Here is a 21,176-nt window from a genome sequence, read left to right as displayed (position 1 = left end):
CCGCTTCGGCCCGCCCCGATCAGGAGGAATTCCGGCCGTTTCCCTTTCCTCCGCACTGCAAGCGCTGTGACGAGGATGTGCTGCCTGCGTATGCCTTCTCCCGGCGAGACGTGTCACAGCCGCGCGTCGTGCGCGGTCATACGGGTGGAAGCGGTCCATGAGCCTGCGGCGGCGACGGCCGACCTGCCGTTCCCGTACCACTCGGTCCGGATGTTACGCACATCGCCCAGGACGGGCTGTGAACGACGCGGGAAGTGCCGTCCGGGACGGGCCCCGTGAACGATTCTTGAATGGTGGTAAGGGATGGGCGACGGCAGCCAGGGAAACGAAGCGCACAGGGTCACCAAGGGCGAACGGGTTGCCGAATGGGCCGGTGGACGCCTGGGCGTCTACACCCCGCGCAGGGCGAAATCGCGAAGAGCCTTTCCGGATCATTGGTCGTTCATGCTGGGAGAGATCTGCCTCTACAGCTTCATCATCATCGTCGTTACGGGTGTGTATCTGACGTTCTACTTCCACCCGTCCATGAAGGAAGTGGAGTATCAGGGCAGCTACGCGCCGCTGCAGGGGCAGTTGGTGTCGGAGGCATTCAATTCGACCATGCACATATCCTTCGATGTCCGTGGCGGCCTGTTGATCCGGCAGGCCCACCACTGGGCAGCGCTGGTCTTTGTCGCCGCCATACTCGTCCACATGATGCGCGTGTTTTTCACAGGCGCCTTCCGTAAGCCTCGCGAGCTCAACTGGGTGTTCGGTTTCCTGCTGCTGGTCCTCGGAATGTTCGGAGGGCTGACGGGATACGACCTTCCGGACGACCTCCTGTCCGGAACCGGACTCGCGGTCGTGAACGGAACGATCCTCTCCGTCCCGATCGTCGGCACCTACCTCTCCATGTTCCTCTTCGGAGGTGAGTTCCCTGGAAATGATCTGGTGGCGCGCTTCAATACGATCCACGTTCTGCTCATCCCTGCCCTGATGGTGGGACTGCTTGTCGTCCATCTCGTCCTGGTTCTTCGTCACAAACACACGCAATACCCAGGTCCGGGGCGGAGCAACAAGAATGTTGTGGGTCTGCCGCCCAAGGTGCGCGCTGTAAAGTCCGCAGGGTTCTTCTTCCTTGTCGCCGGTGTCGTCTTCGTCATCGCTTCGGTCGCACAGATCAACCCTGTTTGGGTGTACGGCCCCTACCGTGCCGACCAGGTTTCCGCCGGATCGCAGCCCGACTGGTACATGGGCATAGCCGACGGGCTGCTGCGGGTCATGCCCGGCTGGGAAATCGACTTCTGGGGCCACACATTGGCTCTGGACAACCTGATCCCGCTCACGGCCGGCGTTGGTCTCTTCCTTGCCATGGGCGCTTACCCGTTCATCGAGTCCTGGGTGACCGATGACGACCGCGAGCAGCACCTTCTCGACCGACCGCGCAACCGAGCGGTGCGAACGGCATTTGGCGTCGCATGGATCAGTTTCTATCTGGTGGCCCTGATCGGCGCCGCGAACGACATCATCGCCATCCGCTTCCACGTCTCGGTCGAATCCGTGACGTGGGGGGTTCGCGTCGGCCTCTTCGCCGTGCCCGTCACCGCTTATGCCGTAACGAAGCGGTGCGCACTCGGCCTCCAGCGCCAAGACCGCGACAGAGTGCTGCACGGACGCGAGACCGGCATCATCAAGCGTTTGCCGCACGGCGAGTTCATCGAGGTGCACGAGCCACTCGGCCCAGAACAACTGCACGTTCTCACACAGCACGAGCAATACAAGCCGATCGGTCCCGGCCCTGCGGGTGACGGGGGAGGCCCCGGTACAGGATCCCGCCTTGCGCAACTCCTGCGTGCCAGGCTCAGCCGGAGCTTCTACGGCGAAGGCACGCAGACAGCCAAGCCGACCGCGCAGGAGTACAAGGAGATCACCGGCGAACACCGGCACTGACACCCCCGCACCCGGGCCGCATGCGAAGTGGAACTGACGAGGTGCCTGTGCGAGCTCGGTTGGGAGAGTGCTCGGAAGGTTTTGGTCGATCTGCAGGCAGCGCCGTTGGAGAAGCCGGCCGTGCTTCATGATGCTCAACCCGCTCCAGAGCACGCAGGCCGCAACCGCCGTGGTGCAGCAGGCCGTCCACCCCCTGAGCACCGCCCTGCACGGCGACTGGCGACATCGCCATCATCGAGAAGACGGCGCGGACGGGCCGCTGTCCGGCGTACTCAACCGGGGGCGGCGACGGCGCCGGCACGCCCGTTCGTCGTCCGCACCAATCGGTTCTCAGGCAGTCCGGCCAGGATTCTCTGCGGCCCGGGGCGCGGCCTTCGCAGCCTGCCGCCGTTCAGGCCGCCCGACCGGCGTGTTCACCGACGGAGCGGCCGAGCCGTAGGGGTTGAAAGCGGGTTGTCCGGTGTGCCGTTCACGCCGGCCGGTCACCGGGACGGCCCTCGCCGGAACGGTTCAGAGACACCGGCTCAGACGGTAGTGGCCGAGGGCATCCCGAAGGATGCACTGGACCTCGACTTGATCGGCCTCGGCCTGGTCCCCGCAGCGGGCCACTCGGTCCGGGTCACTTCCGGCGCGCTGGACGGCGGCCATGCGCGCCGCGTGGATCGTGTCGAAGGCGTCGTCCACAACGTAGTACAGCCACAGGCACTGGGAGTTGGCGGTGTGGAAATGCAGACCCACCAGCCACTTGCCATCATTCACGAGGCGGGAGCCGGCGCCCGGGTTTCGCTCACCGACTGCAGGGTCACGCCGGCTGCAACCGGAGGTGCCGGGCCCCAGAACCGTCTCGGCAGTGGGTATGCCGACCGCGGATCCGCCCTGTGCGAGGTACCTGTCCGTCTGGAGCAACATGCTGTTCTCATCTCCGTTCCGACTCGGGCGATCACGTCGGAAGAGCGGCGTACCGTCCAGATGGGCGAGGGGTGAGGCGATTTGCCGTACGACATACTTGACTGGATGGAACGCTGCTTTGTGACATCGGAAGCCGTTCTTTCTGCACCCTCGGGGGCGCCGGGGGACCGTACCGGGCCAGGTCATTCCGGCACAGCCCGGCTGTGGGACGCGCGGGGCCTCCCCACCACAGTGGGCACGGTGACGACCGTGGCCCCGCTGGTCAGGAGACGGTGCACAGGACAGCGCCCGGCAACTGCCAGCAGTTGCCTGATGTGGGCAGGCTCCAGATCGCCGGTCAACCGGATGCTCTTGACGATCTGCCCTTGTGGATCGAACCGCACCGCCACATCGACTTGGTCGAGCTGCCAACCGTGCCTGTCCGCGTACGCCCGGACGGTCATGGAGGTACACGCCCCGAGCGCGGCCAGAAGCAGCTCTCCGGGGGTGGGCCCCGTGTCGGTGCCGATGGGCTGGGGTTCGTCCGCGGTCAGCGTGTGAGGGCCGACCGCAACGGAACGGGCGAGGCGCGGGCCCTCACTTACGGACACGATGCGTGCGTTCATCAGTCTCCCTCTCGGGCGAGGCGGACCGCCGTGCGGCTGGTGATCACCAAGCGGGGCGGAGTTACGTCGGGACGCCGTGGCTCGTCCCTTCACTGCTAGGACAGGAAGGCTCACGCTCGTGTGACACGTTTTCCACGACAAGAGTCGTCGTGTGCCGGCCTGCGGCACACGACGACTACTGAATCAGCCTGGAACGGCACACGGTGAGCAGGCAGCCGGGCCGGCGGTCAGGAAGCCAGCGTGATGGTTGTCGGCGTTCCCTGCCAGGCCATCCTCGCGTACGGGCACAGCGAATCGGCCTTCCTCAGGAGCGGGGCAGCGATCTCAGGATCGATGCCAGGCCACCTGACCACCAGGTCGACGCACAACAAGTAGCCGCCGTCTCCCGGGTCGCGCCCGAAGGCCACGGTTGCCTCCACAAAGATCGCGGCGGCGTCGAGCGCGGCCTGTCGTGCCACCAGGCTCAGCGCCCCGTGGAAGCAGGCGGCGAACCCGGCTGCGAACAGCTGCTCGGGATTCGTCCCCTGGCCGTCTCCCCCCAGTTCGGCGGGCATGCGCAGGTTGAGATCCAGGACTCCGTCGGCCGAGCGTGCTCTTCCCGAGGCCCGCCCGTGACTCGCTGTCCCACCGCTCACGATCACCGTCGTGGTGTAGAGGGGGGCGAAGACCTCCCCGTCGAAGTCCTTGTCGGTGGGCAGATCGGGCAGCCGGATCTGCTCGGTCACCGTATGGCTCCCTCAGCGCTGCCGTACACGGTCGGGCGCGAAGCCGGCATCGATGCGGGAAGCCCGCTGTTTCCCGGCGTCGGCATGTCACACCGACACGCCACGCGAGACGCCCGGCCATGGGCAGAGCCCCATCACCTCGAACCAACCAGGTCACATGCCATGTCTTGTCCACCTTCATGTCGTGGGCGACGCCCCGGGTTCCGGGACAGCCGGTTGACCGGCAAGCCACTCCCGATGTGACACCGCGACAGCTCGGGAGGCCCGGCGTAGCTGCTTTCCAACTGGGTCGGAAAGGCTGAGAGCTGATCGCCCCGTCGCGACTGTCTCTCGGACGCCCCGTCATCGCCTCCTGAGCCGCACCGCCGGCACGGAAGGATCGGCCCGCTCGGGCAGCGGGGCAAACCCACACTTCGCCAGCTCCCCGATCACCTTCGTACGGGAAGCCGGCCACATCCAGAATGTCCATCGGTGCCTGAACGCCGCATGCTGCCTGACGGATGCACGCACTTCCCCGGTCGCGGACTAGGCCGACGTCGCCTCGCCTTCGAGCTGCGTGGTGTGGATCTCCTTGCGGGAGGAGATGCCGAGCTTCGAGAACACCTTGCGGAGGTGCCATTCGACAGTGTGGGGGCTGAGGAACAACTGGGTACCGATCTCGGGGTTCGTGAGTCCTTCGGCGGCGAGACGAGCGATCTGCGCTTCCTGTTGCGTGAGGGCCGTGGGCGTCGCGACGGTATGTCTGCGGACCTTCGCTCCCGTGGCCTGCAGCTCGCTTCGCGCGCGTTCGGCGAACGCCTCGGCCCCCATCTGGCTGAACATTTCGTGTGCGAGGCCCAGTGGGGCACGGGCGTCGACTCGGCGGTTCTCGCGGCGCAGCCATTCGCCGTACGAGAGCTGTGCGCGGGCGAGTTCCACGCGGATTCGGGTGCGGCCGAGCCGCTCGATCGCCTCGCGGTAGAGATGCTCCGCGGCGTCGCCCTCGCTCAGGAGCGCCCGCGAGCGCGCTTCCACGCCCAGTGCCCAGTCAGTGCCACTGGCTTGTGTCGTCTCCGAGAGCTGGTCGAGCGCGTCGGTTGCCAGTTTGGGGGAGCCGCTACGTGCGGCCGCCTCGACCAGCTCGGCCAAGCCCCATCGCGGCGAGGCGAACTCCCACTGGTGGGCGGCTGCCTCCTGGGCCGCAGCCAGTGCTTCCGTGTATTGGCCGAGGCCGTTGCAGAGCACCGCGTGGTACAAGTGTGTGACGGTGACGGCGGCCCCCTGGCCACGCGGCACGGCCTCGGTCATTATCGCGTCGATCAGCGTGCGGGCCTCGTGCTCGCGACCACGCCAGGCAGCCAGGCCGAGCGGCATGACCCGCGCCGGGGTACTCCCAGTCGCCGCACACACCGTTCCCACCTCCTCGATCAGCGACGCGGCCGCCGTGAGCTCCCCGGCGAGGAGGTGCATGTGTGCGCGGGATTCGAGCACATCGGGGAGCGTGCTGAGCGCGCCGGCTTCGCGGGTGATCGTCACGTGACGGGTTGCGACCACGTGCCCGCGCTCGTCGTCCCACAGATCCGAAGCAAGAACCGATGCAAGCCAGAGCCAGCGCAGCGCCTCCTGAACGGGCATCTCCTCGTCGCAGAACGCTTCGAGTACGTGCTCCATCATCGGCGCCGCAGCCGAGTAACCGTCGGTGAGACGCACGGCAAGGGCATCCAGCAGCATGTCGGGCACCCGCGGCAGCTGCTGCGTCGGCGCGCCGCGTGCGGCCCTCCCACAGCGACGTGCGCGACGGCGGCGGCGACGTCGTCCGTTGCCACGGGACGGATCAGCGCAGGCGCGACGTGGACCCCGTCCGGGCGTGTGTCCGCCAGAGCCATGGCCTCGAGGGACTCGAAGGAGAGCGCGGCACGCACGATCGAATGAGGGATCGAAGACTGCCCTGCCTGGTACTCCTGCAACTCTTTCGCAAGGAAGTAACCCGACCGCAGCCGCCCGGCTCCCGCCACCGACAGGACCACGTGATGCTCGACGCCGGCCGAGGCCGCCGCGGTCAGGAGGTTCGCCGTCGCGATGCGGAAGAATCGCAGACCAGCTTCCTCGGTGCGCGTGGGCGCGTCGGTGACGTCCACCACCACCTCGGCACCGCGCAAGGCCTCGCCGAGACCGCTCCCCGTGATCACGTCGACACCATGGCGGCGCGAGACGGGCACGACTTCCACACCATGGTCACGGAGTCCGGCAACCGTCCTGGAGCCGATCAGCCCCGTGGCCCCTGCGACAACGACTCTCATCCTGGTCCCTCCCGTCGAGGGGTCAGCGACCCCGTGTGCGTGCCCTCCATACGACAGGACTCACACCATGGTTGTGACACCGGGCGGGAGAGCGTGACAGGAGCGACGACATCTGTCACACAGGCATGGCTTACGCGGTCTTCACTTCGAGAGACAACCACGGAGGCGCAACACAGTGTCGAGCAAGGATTCGACGACCGACACCAACGGGCAGCAGCAGACGGAGACATGGACGACCGCCGCGACGATGCTGCAGGACGCCAGGTCCCACACATGCCCGAGGGCGCCTCGGGCATGACCCTCCTGGCCGAGTGGTCGCCCGGTGCCCCCGGCACTCCTTCGCACCGCCACTCGGGACCGGCCTTCGGCTACGTGATCGAGAGTGAGGTGCGGTTCGAACTCGAGGGCGGAACGCATCGTCACAGCGGGAAGACCACTTTCCACCAAGGAGCTCTACGGCCACTTCCGGCAGGGTGCGACGCACCTGGGAACGGTCGTGATGCTCCTCATCCCTCAATGACAGTGCCCAGCCGACCGGAGAAAGAGACGTGATGACCCCGATGATCCGCAGAGCCGTGATTCCCGCCGCCGGGCTCGGCTCCCGTCTGCTGCCCCTGACGAAGGCGATCCCCAAGGAAATGCTTCCGGTCGGCGACAAGCCGGTCATCGAGCACACCGTCCGCGAGCTGGTGGACTCCGGGATCACCGACATCACCATCGTCGTGTCCGGCGGCAAGAGCCTCATCCAGGACCACTTCCGCCCCAACCCCGCCCTCGTCGAACAACTCCGCGAGGACGGCAAGACGGCCTACGCGGACGCGGTGGAGGAGGTCGCGGAGCTGGCCCGTCAGGGCCACATCACGTACCTGGACCAGTACGGCCCGTACGGCAACGGCACACCCGTGCTGAACGCGGCCCGTGCCTTCAGCGACGAGCCGGTGCTCGTGCTGTGGCCCGACGACGTCTTCGTGGCCGAGGTCCCCCGAGCCCAGCAGCTGATCCGCGCGTATGAACAGACCGGCTGCCCGGTGCTGGCCCTCATGCCGATGGATCCCACCGACTCCCAGCGCTACGGGGTGCCCATTCTCAAGGAAGACCTCGGGGACGGCCAACTGCGCATCACCGGCCTGGTCGAGAAGCCCGAGCCCGCCGCCGCACCGTCGTCGTACGCGGCTATCGGCGGCTACGTCGTCACCCCCGGCATCATCGACGAACTGCGCGAGCAGACCCGCCGCTGGTACGAGCACAGGTCCGGGGAGGTCTACTTGACCGACGCCATCAACGCCTACGCCTCCACCCGCGCGGTGTACGGGCAGGTCATCCAGGGGCGGTGGTACGACACCGGCAACCCGGCCGACTACCTGGTCGCCCAGATGGCGCTCGCCCTCGCCCACCCGGAGTACGGCCCCGTTCTGCGCGGCCTGGTCGCCGGACTCGACGTCGACCGTGCTGCCGCCCTCCAGGCGAAAACCGACACCTGACCTGCCGGTTGCCGCCCCGTCGCCTACTCCCGGCGCAGCCGGTCCAGATGGATCTCACGGGCGGGGGCGAGCCGCTCGACCAGTTCCTCGAAGTCGAGTGAGGCCAGTGGCTCCACCGCGACGACGTGGCGGAGCAGGGCGAGGCCGACGAGTTGCGCGGACACCAGCGACGTGAACACCGGTGTCCGCTCGGTCTCCTCGGGGGCGATCCGCCCCAGCCATCTACGCTGCGAACCCTGGCCGGGCCCTTCATGACAACGCGTTGCCTGGCGCGGCGGTCGTACTGAGATGGGCGCGGATGGCCGCGATCACAGTGTCGGCGGTGCGGTCAAGGTGGCTGCGGCCGTCGGGCAGCTGAGCCGTCGGGCTGATGTAGCTGCGCGGCCCGACGTGCGTGGCCGGGTCGAGCCGATGCACGGTGACCTTCCCGGCGCGAACGGCCCGGTTCCATCCACTTCGACGGAACAGCCGCCAGCGCTGCGGGAAGATCCAGGTGCCGACCCGCTCGATCCGGTCGCTCGCGCTGGTGAGCCGATGCACGTGCTCGGCATGGGTGAGGTCGTTGGCGCCGTTGTGGAAGCCACCGAGCGTGATGAGCAGGAGCGGGCAGTGCAGCCGGGTGTGCAGTTCGTCGACCGCACCGGTGGCGACCTGGGCGCCGCCACTGTAGCTGAGCAGCACCACGGGTGTACCGCTGTCGGGCCGGTAGCCGGCGAGCCGGAGCTGAGTGGCGATCTGGGAGCCGACGGCCCGATTGTACAGGGGACGGTAGCGGTGGTCGGCGGCGACGAAGGTCTGCACGACGTTGTGCAGGAACAGCAGCAGCCCGATGCGGCGGCGCAGCCACGCCCACACCGGCCGGTCGGCAAGTGGGTCGGCCAGTGGTGAGTAGGGCTGCACCTGTCCCAGCACCCGTAGCTCCGGCGCTCCGGCGATCAGGGCGTTGACCAGTTGGCCGCCGTCGCGGCTGTCCCGGACGCGGCGTTTGCCGATGCCGTCGAGATAGACCAGGTAGGCATCGGGGGGACTGCCAGGGGCCGCACCCCGGGCGTAGGGAACGCCCTCCGGGAGCTCCGTGACAGGGGCCCGCCAGCCGGCGCCGTAGGCAAGAACCTCGTAGCGGGCCAGTAGAGCTTCAGCCAGCAGAGCAGGCCCGATCACGCCGCCCCAGAGCAAGAAGTCGTTCATGCGATCGACTCCCGCGCTGCGGTCGCGCTGATCCTGACGACAAGACGCCGAACGGCCTCTACGGCGAGACCGAGCCCGGTCCCAGCGACGGCAACGCAACCAGCGGCGCTCCACCAGTCCAGCCCGCTCGCCGCGGCGAGCGGGCCGACCAGACCGGCCCCGACCCCCACAAAGAGCAAGAAGTGGAGCAAGGGCCCGAGCAACGGGAACGCGAGGACGGCGGCGAGCACCAGCGGGGCGACCAAGCTCGGTGTCCACACCAAGCCGGTGCCTGGCGGCGGAGAAGACAGCACCAGCTCGGCCAGCGTCCACGCGGTCAGCGGCCAGAGCGCGAACACAACACCTTCGACGAGGCCGGCAGGCAGCAGCAACCCCGCCACGAAAGTCCGCGACATACCAGGCCTGCGCGCTACCAGAGGCAGGATGCGCCCGGCGGTCTCCGACACCCCGGCGAACAGCAGCAGGACAACGACGGCGGGCGACATCACCCGGCCTCGCTGTGACGGAGCGACGGAGCGGACGGACCGACCGGGCCGGTCGTCTGCAGGTACCGCTCGAGTTCGTCGGCGGCGCGCCTGTATCCACCCGCCTCGCGCTGGGCGGCCCGCAGGGTGCTCGCGGCTGCATGGAACCGGGGCTCGTGAAGGAGGCGCCGGGCGAGGACACGCACCGAGCCCCTTTCGACGTCCTGGGTACGCATCGACAGACCGGCGCCGAGCTCGACGACGCGCCGGGCCACCATCGGCTGGTCGGCACCCTGCGGGACCACCAGCAGCGGAACCCCGGCGTACATGGCCTCGTTGACGCTGTTCATCCCGCCATGGGTGACGAACAGCGCCGCGCGGGCCAGCACCTCCGGCTGCGGCACGAAGCGGCGGGCGAGCACGTTGGAGGGCAGTGGCCCGAGTGCGTCGGGATCGGTCTGCCCGGTGGAGACGATCACGGTTCCGCCCAGCGGGGCGAGCGCGATGGCAAAGCTGCGCAGCAGCTGTGGGTCGGCGTTGAACACCGTGCCCAGCGAGGCGTACAGGACCGGGTCCTGCAGCCGATCGGCCGGGAACGACGGGTCGACCGGTCGAGCGCCGATGCTTGGGCCGACGAACCGATACGACTCGTCGAAGTCCTCGACGGCAGGCTGGAACGCCCGTGAGGTGTAGACCAGGTTGAGCGGTCGGCGGATGTTCGCCACGTCGAGCAAGGGCAACCCCCGTGCGTCGAAGCGACGGTGCAGCGCCCAGCGGGACCGCAGGTAGCCCTGGACACTGCGGGGCTGAGCCGTCGCGGAGGTCAGCAGGTCCCAGGAGCCACGGGTGGGGCTGGGGACATGCCGGTTGAGGGCGAACGTGGTGAACGACGAGACTGCCGGCACCCCGAGCTCGCGGGCGGCGACCGCGCCCCACAGACAGGCACTGTCGTGGACGATCAGGTCGGGTCGGGCGTGACGCAGGTCGGTGAGCACAGTGGGCAGCAAGCGCACGGCGGTGCTTGCGAGCGCCTCCATCCACGCGACCGGTGTCGGCGGATCGGGGAGCGGCTGATCGCCCCCGGGATAGAGGTGCACGGTCGCGCCGGTGGCCTCGATCTCCTCACGGAACGCGGGCGAGGTGTGGTAGGTGACGGCGTGGCCGCGCCGAACAAGCTCGGCCACGACCGGCAGCGTCGGGTTGACGTGCCCGTGCATGCCGATGTTGAGGAACGCGATGGTACTCACAGGTCGACTCCCACTGTGGAACAAGTTGACGCCTCGCCCGGGCCGGTGGACGCTGCCGAAGGATCATCGACTCGATACAGCCCCGGCCCGTTGATGCTCAGCCCGTCCAGAAAGCGCCCCGCCGCGCGGCAGGCGGTGCTGATCAGCCGCTGGGAATGGCCGAAGTCCCACGGGGCGGGCCACGTCTCGATGCCGGTCGGCAGCACGACGGTCGGGATGTGCCGGGACACCTCGCGCAGATCACGCTCGATCTGGTGGTGCAACAGCAGTAGCCCGGCCCGGGCGGCGACCGCACCGGCCCGTCGGCGCGGATTGGCGGGGCGCAACGGCGAGCTCTCCGGCCCGGCCGCGACCACCACCACGCTGGCCGCCCCGGCCTGCTGGGCGGCCAGTACCGGGACATAGGCGATCACCCCGCCGTCGACGAGCGTCCGGCCCTCACGATCCACGGGAGGCAGCATCCCGGGAATGGCCGTGCTGGCCAGCAGCGCGGACTCGAGGTTTCCGTGGTCGAGCAGCACCGGAGCCCCGGTGGCCAGGTCCATGGCCACAGCGGTGAACGGGACCGCCAGCTGCTCGATCCGCGACGGCAGCCCAGCCCGCGCGATCAGCCGACGCAGGCCGCGATCGGTGAAGATGCCGGCCCGTGAGGACAGGTAGCCGAGCGGATACACCTCACGGCGACGCAACTGGGTCCACACGTGGTCCAACCACGGTGCGGCCCTGTCGGGGTGGGCGGCCGCGATGGCCCCGTTGAGGGCGCCCACCGAGGTTCCGATGATCAGGTCCGGGACGAATCCGCGCTGCTCCAGCGCGTATCCGACACCGACATGCGCCGCTCCGAGCACGCCACCGGCGCCCATCACCACAGCTACGGGCCGGGGAAGGGCGCTCAATCCGGCCGGCGTCGGGTCCACGGGCGGCCTGCTCGACGCCGCCTCGCTGAGGTTGAAGTGCGCCGACGAGGCTGGTCTTTGGCGACGCGAAACCCTCATGATTCACCTTTCTCACCAGGCACCGAATCGGATTGATCTCCCCACCTGACCGGGCAGCCGTACGATGTGTGACACCGTCGGCCCAGGCGCGGCAGGTAGAGCTGTCATTGAGGGCATGCGGGCAAACAGTGTGAGTTTGCGAAAACACGGTGTGATCGAGACAGGCGGCCCGCTCAGCAGTTCCGGCGGACTCATCCCTGGTCGCCCTCACGGCCTCGCGGCGTGCAGGATCGCGGCAGACGCGGCGATCCGGTCGAGCAGGAACAGTGCCGCGACGCACAGAGCGATCCAGACCGACATCACCACGACACCGTTGACCAGCCCGTCGTGATGGAAGTAGGCAAGCCCGTCCAGGGCTCGGACGCCGACGCCCGGAGGCATGACCGAGGTGAGGGGCTTCAGCCAACTGGGCAGAAATTCGGGCGGCAGCACGCCACCGCTGCTGGCGTTCCCCATCACCAGCATGAAGATCGACGCCAGCAGAACTCCGATCGGGCCGAAGATCCGGATCAAGAGGATGGTGGCTGCCGCCACAGCCCCCGCCATCAGCGCCACAAGCCCCGCGATGCCCAGAAAGGGACCGGGTATGGCTCCAAAGGCCGTACTCGCGATGAGTGCGCTCGCCAGCCCGCCGACGACCGCGAACAGCACCAGACTGCTCACGCGCTGCCCGAACGAGAGGCGCGGTGCCACTTGGTAGGTCACCTGGCCGAAGAGGAACCCTGCGAGCACCAGCCCGAATGAGGCATAGAAGACCGACAGGCCCCGGCTGTCCCCGCTCGAGAGCGGAAGGATGTCGACCACGGGCAATTTCTTGTCTGCCGGCTGACAACCCGGGGCGCACGGACTGGCGAGCGGAGCCACCAGGGCGGATACCGCGGGGCCGTTGGCACCCGCATACACGATCGTGGGATCGCTGTCGTCGGCCAACAGCGCGGCATAGGCCTGGCGGTGCTCGACCGCCAGGCGGGCCGAGGCGTTGTCCGGGTACCGGTCGACCTGAAAGCCGTCCGGCGAGACACGCTGCAGCCGGACGTCGAAAAGCGCCGCGGTCTTGTCGGATGCGGCGACGGCGACCGGCAGTCGGTGCGCCTGGGGCGTATGGAAAGCCGCGAGGAAAACGCTGACGAAGACGAGACCAATCGTCAGCACCGTGATCACGGGCTTGAGCACCGCCTGCGGACCGGTCAGCCCCGGCCGTTCGGGTGGGGCGTCGGTCTGCGCTCCTGGATGGTGGCGGTGCCGGCCTGGTCCAGGATCGGGGTCAATGAGATGACGTTGACTTGTGGTGTCAGTGCTGGGCATGGGTCCTCGATCCTCATCATGTAAGGTAACTTATATAAGCCACCTTACACATGGAAGGGCATCGATGGCGGTGAAGGATCCCAGTGAGCGCATCGGCTACCTGATCTGGCAGCTCTCACAGGCGTACGCGCAGCGCCTCGAACGGGCGTTGCGCCCGCTCGGACTGACCCAGGCGCAGTTCAGTGCGCTCGTCCGATTGAGCCGGGACGGCGCAATGTCCAGTGCCGAACTCGCCCGCCGCTGCGGCGTCACCGCCCAGTCCATGGGCGCGGGACTGCGGAGTCTGGTCGAGCGTGGACTCGTGGAGCGGCGCTCCCACCTCACGCACGGGAAGATCATCGAAATGTGCATTACACCCGCGGGTGAGGCGCTGGCACTACGGGGTGAGACCGCGCTCGAACCGTGCGAGCAGGAGACCCTGGAACCGTTCTTGTCCCAGGAGCGGGAACAGGTACACGCTTACCTCCGTCGCATGCTCGGCGCCCTCAACGCACCGGCTCTGGGACCGGACAACCGGGATCAGCACGGCGGGACATGAGCTGACACGTCTCAGCGCTGGAGCATGTGGAGGAGCGGCCTTCAGGCGATGACAAGGTGACGGCCGCCGGCACGATGGAGCCCAGGCCGGTGAGTCGGCAGATCATGCCCTCGGACGCGCACTCGGCGAACTGGCCGCCAAGAGGCGCGAGCGCGTCGGGGGCAGTCGGCGTGGCGGGTGGGTGAGTGGGCTTCCTTGTCGGTGGGGACGTCACCCTTGACCCGAGGACGAACACGCCCATGGTTGGTGATGACCGTGCGGTTGTCGCCCTTGCGGGACAGGGCGGTCCGGTCCAGCTCGTCCAGGGAGAAGATCTCGGGGGCCGCGATGTTGCGAATGCCGCGCAGCGGGGCCGCCCTCGGCGACCTCCGCCACCGCCTCGTCCAGTTCCGGTGACGTCGGCTCCGGTGGACCGCGTGTGCGGTACCGCCTCGTGCCCGGCGGCGTCAGATTCCTGACGACGATCCGATCGGACCGCCACTGCCGACGACTGTGCACTTCAACGGCTGCCTTTCGTCGGGAGGCGGTGTCAGTGACCGTCGACGAACGTGACCGTCTCGTCGAGGGGTGCCCGGCCCGTACGGGTGTGATCCACCGCGATGTCCTCGAACCCGATCGACATGCCACAGAAGAGGATGAGTTCGTCCGGGGGCGACAGGACCTCCGCGACGGTCTTGTGATACTTCGCCCATGCCATCTGGGTGCAACTGTGCAACCCTTCGGCGCGGAGCAACAGCATGACGGTCTGCAGATACATGCCGATGTCGGACCATTGGGCCGGGCCCAGGTCGCGGTCGATGTAGCAGAACAGGGCGGCGGGCGCTCCGAAACAGTCCCAGTTCGCGGAGGCGGCCCTCTGGCGCGCCTCCATGTCCTCGCGCGGAATGCCGAGTGCGCCGTAGCGCTGCTCGCCGAAGGCGGACCGGCGCTCGCGGTACGGCGACTTCAGTGCGGCCGGGTACATCTCGTACTCCGGCTCGTCCCACGGGTCGCCCGCGGCCAGGCGCTCGCCGGCGCGCTTCTTGAGTTCGACCAGCGGCTCGCCGGTCAGCGCGTAGACGTGCCACGGCTGGAGGTTCGATGCGGACGGCGACCAAGCCGCGGTGGACAGTACGTGCTTCAGGACCTCTCTCGGGACATGCCGGTCAGTGAATCCGCGCACCGCCCGTCGACTCGTGACCGCCTCATAGACGTCCAAGACCGCCTACCTCCCATCTGCTCGAGGCATTCGCCTTCGTTGCGGTCATGACAGTATCATTCAATACCTTCTCGTGTTTAACTATCGTCGAACATGAATCGTCAGCCCCTGGCTCCCTGCCTCGGGCACCGCACTTTGGAGAAAGCCCATGGCCACGCTGCTGCACATCGACTCGTCCGCGTTCCCCGATGAGGCGTCCTCGTCGCGTTCGGTGGCGGCCGCCTTTCGTGAGGCATGGGAGGAGCAGTACCCGGGGGGCACGGTGATCTACCGTGATGTCGCCGCCAACCCTGTCCCGCACATCACCGCCGATGCCTGGTCCGCCGGATACGTCGCCCCGTCCGAGCGCACGCCGGAGCAGTCAGCCGCGTTCGCCGCGCGCGTGATGCTCATCGAGGAGCTGGAGCAGGCGGACGCCGTCCTGATCGGTGCCCCCATGTACAACTACTCGATCCCGTCGACCCTCAAGGCATGGCTGGACAACGTGCTCCTGCTCGGCCGCACCGCGGGCGAGACCCCCTCCGCCCAGGGCACCCCGGTCGTTGTCGTCGCCAGCCGCGGCGGCTCCTACGCGCCGGGCACCCCGCGCGAGGGCTACGAGTTCGTACAGAACTACCTGGAGGCCGTCCTCGAGGGCACCCTCGGCCTGGACCTCGACTTCATCGTCCCGGAACTCACCATGGCCCCCCGCAATCCGGCCATGTCTGAACTGGTCCCCCTCTATGAGGCCTCCCGCGAGCGTGCTTTCGAGGATGCGGCCACCAAGGCCAAGGAACTCGCGGAGCGCCTCGCCGCGTAACCCCCGGGCCCTGGACGCCGTGTGACGCCTCACCCCAGGACGTCAACGGTGTCCTCGTCGCCCGCGCCCGGTCCGAGCTGTGGGGACGGCTCGGACCCCGTCGGCGGCGAAGCCCTGGCCGCCACCCGCAGCCAGGGCCGGCGTGGCGACGATGACCGCGGCTCCCAAGGGGCGGGTTGTCGCGAAAGCCGCACGAGACGCAGCGCGCCCGCGCGGCAGGAAGCCGGGTGCGCGGGCGCGCTTACGTCTCGTCGCCTGCGGGATGGGTGAACCGGGTCAGCAGATCCACCAGCTGTGCGGGCTCGCCGGGCCCCAGTTCGGCAACCAGACGCTCAGCCAGTGGCTCCGCCGCCGCATGTGCTGCGTCGAAAAGCTCGACGCCCTGAGGCGTGATCTCCACTGCCCGCACCCGTCGGTCTCCCGAAACGGCCTTCCGTGCGGCCAGCCCCCTACGCTCCAGGTCGTCCACGACCCGCATGATTCCCGCCTTGTCCGACCCCGTCGCCACCGCCAAGTCCCGCTGTACCGTGGGCCCGCGGTCAATCAGCACGATCAGCACGGCAAAATGCCGCAACTCGATGCCGAGCGGCCGAAGCGCCTCCGTCATCACCGCTGCCGCGTGCCAGTGCGCCCGGCGCAACAGCAAGCCGAGAGCGAAAGGCGATGCGTCCCCGGGGCGGTCGGTCGCGCGCGAAGCGATGGTTCTGTGCGGAACGTCGGCGGTCATGAGGCCACATTACAGCCATCGGTTCGTTCGATACGGTATCATTTGAAATTAAATGTCCGACCGCCGTCCGTGCTGAAGAAGCGGTAGTCCGTCTCCCGCCGTAGGTCGGGGCGGCGCGGAGACGGACTGTATGTGGTCGGCCAACGGCCGGGCGGGTGCCGGTCAGCCGAACTGACCGGGCTGGTAGTCGCCGGCGGGCTGCTGGTTGATGACGTTGATGCGGTTGTAGGCGTTGATGACGGCGATGAGGGAAATCAAGGCGACGAGCTGGTCCTCGTCGAAGTGCTTCGCCGCATTTGTCCAGGCCTCGTCGGTGACACCGCCGGCCGCGTCGGCGATGCGGGTGCCCTGTTCCGCCAGTTCCAGCGCGGCGCGCTCTGCCTCGGTGAACACCTTGACCTCGCGCCAGGCCGCGACCAGGTTGAGGCGCTGCATGGTCTCGCCCGCCGCGATGGCGTCCTTGGTGTGCATGTCGGTGCAGAAACCACAGCCGTTGATCTGACTGGCGCGGATCTTCACCAGTTCCTGGGTCGCAGTCGGCAGTGTCGAGTCCGATACCACCTTGCTGGCTGAGTTGATGTGCTTCATCACCTTTCCTGCGAGGGGGTGGCCGAAGTAGTTGAGACGCGATTCCACGGTGATCTCCTTGCTGCGTGGCGGATACGCACTACTGACCGGGTGTCATGGCGATGTGTGACAAGAAGTGAGGTGTCACGTGCGTCTCATGTGCCTCGATTCCGGTCCGCCAGAGCAGGTTGACCGGTCCGCTACACCGTCGTGGTCGGCGCCGGCTTACCGGCCTGGAGATCGCCACCGCGTTGAGCGAACGGCTCCGCGCGATCGCCGATCACCACGGCGCGGCGGAAGACGTCCGGGTTGTGCCGGTCGACCGCGCCGACGTCGTGAGCCCGGAACTCGGCCCGGGTCCACGACCGAACATCCACGACGCGATCGACGAACTGAAGATCCAGCGGCGCCTGGGGCGCACCGTGGCATCGGCGACCCACCGGGACGTCCCTCTCTCGGACGGCGAGGTGATCCCTGCGGGGCCGTCGTAAGGATTGCTGCGGCGGCAGCCGTTCCACTGGCTGGTTCCGTGGTCCTTGTTGCTCTCGGGAGAGTAGGCGCCCGCTCCTTCTCCAGAGGTGTAGGAGTCGCCGAGGACGGCGACGATGTGCTTGGGCTTGGCGCTGAGCGGCTGGAAGGCAACCGCGTCCCAGGCGACGTCGTCGTCTCCGCAGGGCAGCCGGTTGCCGCGCCACCTGGGGGCTGCACGGGTAGGCCATGATGCGCTAAGCACCCACTGGGTGATAGGTCAGAGGGAAGGGCGGGCGGCCGCCCGACCTGTGTACGTACGATGGGGGGACCCCCGTATCCGCCATGCCGCCGCCTCCCAGCAGCGATACTGGATGCATGGACACGACGATCACCGCCCCCCCCGCGCCGAGGTACTGCGGGACCGCTACCGCAGCCGAATGCCCGAGCGCTTGCAGGAGCTGGCCGGCCCCGTCGAGGGCAACGTGGACCTGCCGCTCCACATCGTCTGGTCCGGGCGGACGAGCTACAGCCTGGACCGTCCGAAGTCCCGCATGACGCTCTACCGGACCGTCCTCGCCGAAGGACTGAGTGAGGACCTGGTGGCCTTCCTGCACCACCGGCTGCTCACCGAGCAGTGGCCCGTGCTGCGGCGCTTGATCAGTCCCTACATCCGCGAGGTCTGGGAGGACGCTTTCCCCGAGCTGATGCCGAGCTCGCCGGACTGCAGCGACTTGTAGTGGTCCGCGATGCGGTGGCCTTCGTCGGTGAGGCCGAGGAAGGAGTCACGACCGCCGGTCAGGGCCTGGGCGTACTTGAGTGCGCCCCAGTGCTCCGCCAGCCCCCGGCCCGCACCACGCCACGACAGGGCAGTGGCCCGGGCGAAGGTGTGGAGCACGTCCCAGAGGGTCACTTTGAACTGCCGGGGCAGTTCCGTCGGCAGGATCGGGACGAGGGCGGGCTTACGGCGGAGCGGCTCGTCCTCATTCTCCTTGCGCTTCTCGTCGTCCGCCGCGATGGCGGCCTTCACCTTCCCGACGAGCGCGTGGTCGGAGTGGACGGAGACGTTCGAGGGCCAGGTCAGGTCCTGGAGCACTTCCTCGGTCGGCTTCAACAGCTCTCCTTCGCGGTGTGCGAGGGCGGTTCGCCATCGGCTGGACCGTACGGAAGGGAGGAGCGGCGCACACAAGTGCGCAGGGGCGCGTGACCTGGACTTTGGCCCGGGCGGGCCGGTGGCGGCGCCTTGGCCCCGCCTCGCTCGTGAGTTCCACGCTGCCGAGGGGCCTTGGGCGGGCGGCAGGCAGCGAGCCGGCTTCCGGGGCGGTCGAGCGCCGACCGGCCGAGGGCCAAAGGGACCGTGTTCCACGAACCAGAGCGATGCCGGTGCCCGACAGGTCGGTGCGTGGAGGCACGTCGTCCGTGTGCAGAGCGGTCTCCCGCATCTTTGATGGCTCATCAGGTAAGTCAGCATCCGGTCAGCACGAGTCGCCGGGCTTTCCCGGGGGATTGCCTGAACAGGCGCCGGTGCGGCGCGAAAGCCCAGGCGTGAAGCCGTCTCGCCCGAGCGGAGCGATGTTCCTCACCTTCCTCGACCGGCGTGTCCCGGTGTACAGTCGAGACCGCCCTTGACCTGCACAAAGCAGGCAGGGAGCCGTCTCTCAGGAGTCCCAAATGCTGCGTACTCTGTTCAAGTCCAAGATCTAGCGTTTGGGCGTTTCCGCAGGTCAGAGCCCTGATCGCTGCCTCCGGGTCAGCAAAAGGTCAGCATCGGGCCGGAAGGTGTCCGGCTTGCTGACCTGCTCCCTCGGCAGGGGCTTGCTGCGCCGCCCGGCGCCTTGCTCGGAAGGCTTGATTCGTGGCTCGACAGCTCTCCCGTGGGATGGGGTCCTTCTTCAAGGAGTGCGGTTGTTCCAGGCCGACCCGTTGCCCGCACCCGTACACGATTCGGTTCCGGGACGCTCTCGGCAAGCAGCGTGAAGAGGCCGGCTACGACACGCAGGACGACGCGATCGAGCGCCTTACGCAGATCTACGCGGAGAAAAAGAAGACGGCGCCGTCCGTTGCCGAGGCTCGCCGGGAACTCGGTCAGCAGACGGTCGCGAAATACGCGAAGCAGTGGCGGCCGCGGCAGCGGAGGATGACGGAGTACTCCACGGGCTGGCACGTCGACAGCTCCATCAACGTGCACATCATCCCCCGTCTCGGATCGAGAAGGCTGAACTCGGTCACGCCGATCGTGGTCGAGCGCTTCTTGGACGAGTTGGAGACCGACGGGGTGGGCCGCGGAAACCAGGTGAACATCTTCCGCGTCCTCAAGGCCATCCTGCGGGACGCTTATGGCAAGGGAGCCATGGCGGATGACCCTGTAAAGGGCGTTCAGGAACCGGAGTACGTCCGCCAGAAGGCGGTCATCCCGCCCCTCGACTACGTGAAAACGGCGCTGACCGTTGCGGATCACATCCTTGCGCTCGAGATCGTCATGATGGTGGGCTGCGGCTTGCGAAACGGGGAAGCCCGGGCGGTGAACATCAACAATGTCGTGGCGGACAACGTCTATCGAGTGCACGAGCAGATCCACTCCAACACGCACAAGCCGGCGAAGCTCAAACACCGCAAGGCGGGGGAGTTCCGGGAGGTTCCCCTTCCGCGCTCGGTGCGGGAAGCGATGGAGCGGTTTGAGGAGAAGCACGGCACAACGAAGGATGGCTATCTCCTGCGCGGCCCGAGCGGCTACTACACGGAACCGATGGAACGCCGCCGTGTGCAGAAGCTCTTCAAAGTCCTCCCCGCGGAGGACGGTGTCGGCATGTATGGCTTCCGGCACTACTTCGCCTCGAACGCGCTCGGGAACGGAATACCGATCACCGACGTGGCGGAATGGATGGGGCACAAGTCCATTGAGGAGACGTATCGGACCTACCGGCACCTGATGCCTGGGAGCATCGCGAAGGCGGCTCGCATTTTGGATGCAGGCTTGTGGGAAGCGGCTTGATTCGGTGCTGAGATCAGCAGGTTCTTCGTCTGCTGGTGGTGCAGGCGCCAAGCGTCGCTGAGCTGTGTAAAACGTGTCCACGTGTGGTTCGTTGGAGCCGCCGGCCCGGGAATGGTCCGGATCTTGCCCTCGGCGAGACGAGCCTGGTCATTTGTCGACGCCGCACCCCTCGGCTCGTGGACGACTCCAAGCGGATGTGTTGGCCCGCCCCGTCTACGGCCCGGTGGGCATGTGCGGGCTGCGGAGCACGGGCAGGGTGATCTCGCGGGGCGGAATGGCGGGCCCCAGAAGCCGTGAAGCGGCTGGTGTAGAGGAGGGTGTGGGGGCTGCGGTGGCTGAGGCTGGCGAGGGCGGGCTGGTCGATGCGGACGAGGTGGTGGAAGGGCCAGATCTGGCGCCGTGGGTCTGACCGGAGAGTTGGAGGTCGATGTCGGCGGCTACCGCCCGGTCGACGAACTTGGGCTGGTGGGCCACGAGCAGGACAGGCAGGTCGGGGTCGGCGCCGTTCAAGGCTCCGGCGAGGTGGGCGCAGCGGCCTTCCAGTCCGGAAGCCTCGGCGGTGACGTCGTCCACGCCGGCGAACACGAGGGTGTCGCCTCCGCGCTCGACCAGCAGATGGCGGTTGCGCAGCGGCTCCCAGCCCAACTCGTCCACCAGATCGACTCATGTGGACGTTCACGTATTTCCCCGGGGCTGAGTTCACGTAATTCCCCAGCCCCGGGCGCCGATGGCGTCTACTTGACCGACGGCTTGGCGGGCT

At 67.8% G+C, this 21,176-nt stretch carries 22 protein-coding genes and 2 pseudogenes; 8 read left to right on the top strand and 16 right to left on the bottom strand.

All coding sequences use genetic code 11. From position 1 onward, the window contains the following. Positions 1-303: 303 nt before the first annotated feature. Positions 304-1,929, top strand: a complete 1,626-nt coding sequence (locus M2271_RS34345) for a cytochrome bc complex cytochrome b subunit (RefSeq protein WP_280891344.1) — start codon at positions 304-306, stop codon at positions 1,927-1,929. 510 nt (positions 1,930-2,439) lie between these two features. Here M2271_RS34345 and M2271_RS34340 read toward each other — a convergent pair. The 5 genes from M2271_RS34340 to M2271_RS34320 all read right to left on the bottom strand — a co-directional run bounded on the left by M2271_RS34340 (position 2,440) and on the right by M2271_RS34320 (position 6,447). Continuing rightward, complete coding sequence (locus M2271_RS34340; RefSeq protein ID WP_280891343.1) at positions 2,440-2,838, bottom strand: hypothetical protein; 399 nt, start codon at positions 2,836-2,838, stop codon at positions 2,440-2,442. Positions 2,839-3,020: 182 nt separating this feature from the next. Beyond that, a complete protein-coding gene (locus M2271_RS34335) occupies positions 3,021-3,443 on the bottom strand; it encodes an OsmC family protein (protein WP_280891342.1) in 423 nt (140 codons plus the stop codon). Positions 3,444-3,670: 227 nt separating this feature from the next. After that, positions 3,671-4,084, bottom strand: a complete 414-nt coding sequence (locus M2271_RS34330; RefSeq protein ID WP_280891408.1) for an Ohr family peroxiredoxin — start codon at positions 4,082-4,084, stop codon at positions 3,671-3,673. A 609-nt stretch (positions 4,085-4,693) separates the two neighbouring features. Then, positions 4,694-5,878, bottom strand: coding sequence for a helix-turn-helix transcriptional regulator (locus tag M2271_RS34325; protein ID WP_280891341.1), 1,185 nt, complete (start codon positions 5,876-5,878; stop codon positions 4,694-4,696). Next, on the bottom strand, positions 5,818-6,447 hold the full coding sequence (locus M2271_RS34320) for an NAD-dependent epimerase/dehydratase family protein (protein ID WP_280891340.1): 630 nt from the start codon (positions 6,445-6,447) through the stop codon (positions 5,818-5,820). Before M2271_RS34320 ends, M2271_RS34325 begins: the two co-directional genes overlap by 61 nt. A gap of 175 nt (positions 6,448-6,622) precedes the next feature. Here M2271_RS34320 and M2271_RS34315 point away from each other — a divergent pair. Beyond that, positions 6,623-6,855, top strand: a pseudogene (locus M2271_RS34315) (cupin); the annotation flags it as partial. 143 nt (positions 6,856-6,998) lie between these two features. Further along, positions 6,999-7,928 carry a sugar phosphate nucleotidyltransferase gene (locus M2271_RS34310; RefSeq protein ID WP_280891339.1) on the top strand — a complete coding sequence of 310 codons (930 nt, stop codon included), beginning with the start codon at positions 6,999-7,001 and terminating at the stop codon, positions 7,926-7,928. A 23-nt stretch (positions 7,929-7,951) separates the two neighbouring features. Here the strand turns inward: M2271_RS34310 and M2271_RS34305 are convergent, their stop codons facing one another. The 6 genes from M2271_RS34305 to M2271_RS34280 all read right to left on the bottom strand — a co-directional run bounded on the left by M2271_RS34305 (position 7,952) and on the right by M2271_RS34280 (position 13,127). After that, complete coding sequence (locus tag M2271_RS34305; protein ID WP_280891337.1) at positions 7,952-8,107, bottom strand: hypothetical protein; 156 nt, start codon at positions 8,105-8,107, stop codon at positions 7,952-7,954. Between the two features lie 70 nt (positions 8,108-8,177). After that, positions 8,178-9,116: a hypothetical protein gene (locus M2271_RS34300; protein ID WP_280891336.1), complete on the bottom strand. Its 939-nt coding sequence runs from the start codon at positions 9,114-9,116 to the stop codon at positions 8,178-8,180. Next, positions 9,113-9,601, bottom strand: a complete 489-nt coding sequence (locus M2271_RS34295; protein ID WP_280891335.1) for a hypothetical protein — start codon at positions 9,599-9,601, stop codon at positions 9,113-9,115. The genes M2271_RS34300 and M2271_RS34295 overlap by 4 nt, the downstream gene beginning before the upstream one ends. Beyond that, on the bottom strand, positions 9,601-10,827 hold the full coding sequence (locus M2271_RS34290) for a macrolide family glycosyltransferase (RefSeq protein ID WP_280891333.1): 1,227 nt from the start codon (positions 10,825-10,827) through the stop codon (positions 9,601-9,603). Before M2271_RS34290 ends, M2271_RS34295 begins: the two co-directional genes overlap by 1 nt. Then, complete coding sequence (locus M2271_RS34285; RefSeq protein ID WP_280891331.1) at positions 10,824-11,822, bottom strand: patatin-like phospholipase family protein; 999 nt, start codon at positions 11,820-11,822, stop codon at positions 10,824-10,826. Before M2271_RS34285 ends, M2271_RS34290 begins: the two co-directional genes overlap by 4 nt. Positions 11,823-12,029: 207 nt before the next feature. Next, positions 12,030-13,127 (bottom strand): ABC transporter permease, encoded by a 1,098-nt coding sequence (locus M2271_RS34280; RefSeq protein WP_280891330.1) that lies wholly within the window; start codon positions 13,125-13,127, stop codon positions 12,030-12,032. 64 nt (positions 13,128-13,191) lie between these two features. Between M2271_RS34280 and M2271_RS34275 the strand changes: the two genes are divergently transcribed. Beyond that, entirely contained in the window at positions 13,192-13,665 is a 474-nt protein-coding gene (locus tag M2271_RS34275) for a MarR family transcriptional regulator (RefSeq protein ID WP_280891329.1), read from the top strand. A 529-nt stretch (positions 13,666-14,194) separates the two neighbouring features. On the opposite strand, the gene M2271_RS34270 is transcribed toward M2271_RS34275, so the two are convergent. Then, on the bottom strand, positions 14,195-14,863 hold the full coding sequence (locus tag M2271_RS34270; RefSeq protein WP_280891328.1) for a nitroreductase: 669 nt from the start codon (positions 14,861-14,863) through the stop codon (positions 14,195-14,197). Positions 14,864-15,011: 148 nt separating this feature from the next. Between M2271_RS34270 and M2271_RS34265 the strand changes: the two genes are divergently transcribed. Continuing rightward, on the top strand, positions 15,012-15,662 hold the full coding sequence (locus M2271_RS34265; RefSeq protein ID WP_280891327.1) for an NAD(P)H-dependent oxidoreductase: 651 nt from the start codon (positions 15,012-15,014) through the stop codon (positions 15,660-15,662). Positions 15,663-15,903: 241 nt separating this feature from the next. Here M2271_RS34265 and M2271_RS34260 read toward each other — a convergent pair whose 3' ends face one another. Together M2271_RS34260 and M2271_RS34255 are read right to left on the bottom strand one after the other, a co-directional pair. Beyond that, positions 15,904-16,389, bottom strand: a complete 486-nt coding sequence (locus M2271_RS34260; protein ID WP_280891326.1) for a MarR family transcriptional regulator — start codon at positions 16,387-16,389, stop codon at positions 15,904-15,906. Between the two features lie 162 nt (positions 16,390-16,551). Continuing rightward, the gene (locus tag M2271_RS34255; protein ID WP_280891325.1) at positions 16,552-17,025 is read right to left on the bottom strand and encodes a carboxymuconolactone decarboxylase family protein; all 474 of its coding nucleotides are present in this window, start codon (positions 17,023-17,025) and stop codon (positions 16,552-16,554) included. A 182-nt stretch (positions 17,026-17,207) separates the two neighbouring features. On the opposite strand from M2271_RS34255, the gene M2271_RS34250 reads away from it, so the two are divergent. Further along, positions 17,208-17,447, top strand: a complete 240-nt coding sequence (locus M2271_RS34250; protein WP_280891324.1) for a hypothetical protein — start codon at positions 17,208-17,210, stop codon at positions 17,445-17,447. 417 nt (positions 17,448-17,864) lie between these two features. Continuing rightward, positions 17,865-18,164, top strand: a complete 300-nt coding sequence (locus M2271_RS34245) for a hypothetical protein (protein ID WP_348539216.1) — start codon at positions 17,865-17,867, stop codon at positions 18,162-18,164. Here the strand turns inward: M2271_RS34245 and M2271_RS34240 are convergent. Beyond that, positions 18,092-18,538 (bottom strand): hypothetical protein, encoded by a 447-nt coding sequence (locus M2271_RS34240; protein ID WP_280891322.1) that lies wholly within the window; start codon positions 18,536-18,538, stop codon positions 18,092-18,094. The two genes, M2271_RS34245 and M2271_RS34240, sit on opposite strands and share 73 nt — an antisense overlap. 741 nt (positions 18,539-19,279) lie before the next feature. Here M2271_RS34240 and M2271_RS34235 point away from each other — a divergent pair. Beyond that, positions 19,280-20,416, top strand: a complete 1,137-nt coding sequence (locus tag M2271_RS34235) for a site-specific integrase (RefSeq protein ID WP_280891321.1) — start codon at positions 19,280-19,282, stop codon at positions 20,414-20,416. Positions 20,417-20,629: 213 nt separating this feature from the next. Here M2271_RS34235 and M2271_RS34230 read toward each other — a convergent pair. Next, a pseudogene (locus M2271_RS34230) lies at positions 20,630-21,079 on the bottom strand (metallophosphoesterase); the annotation flags it as partial. Between the last annotated feature and the right edge of the window lie 97 nt (positions 21,080-21,176).

This window comes from Streptomyces sp. LBL (assembly GCF_029893585.1).
Taxonomy (GTDB): domain Bacteria; phylum Actinomycetota; class Actinomycetes; order Streptomycetales; family Streptomycetaceae; genus Streptomyces.
This window is presented reverse-complemented; position numbering and strand designations above follow the sequence as displayed.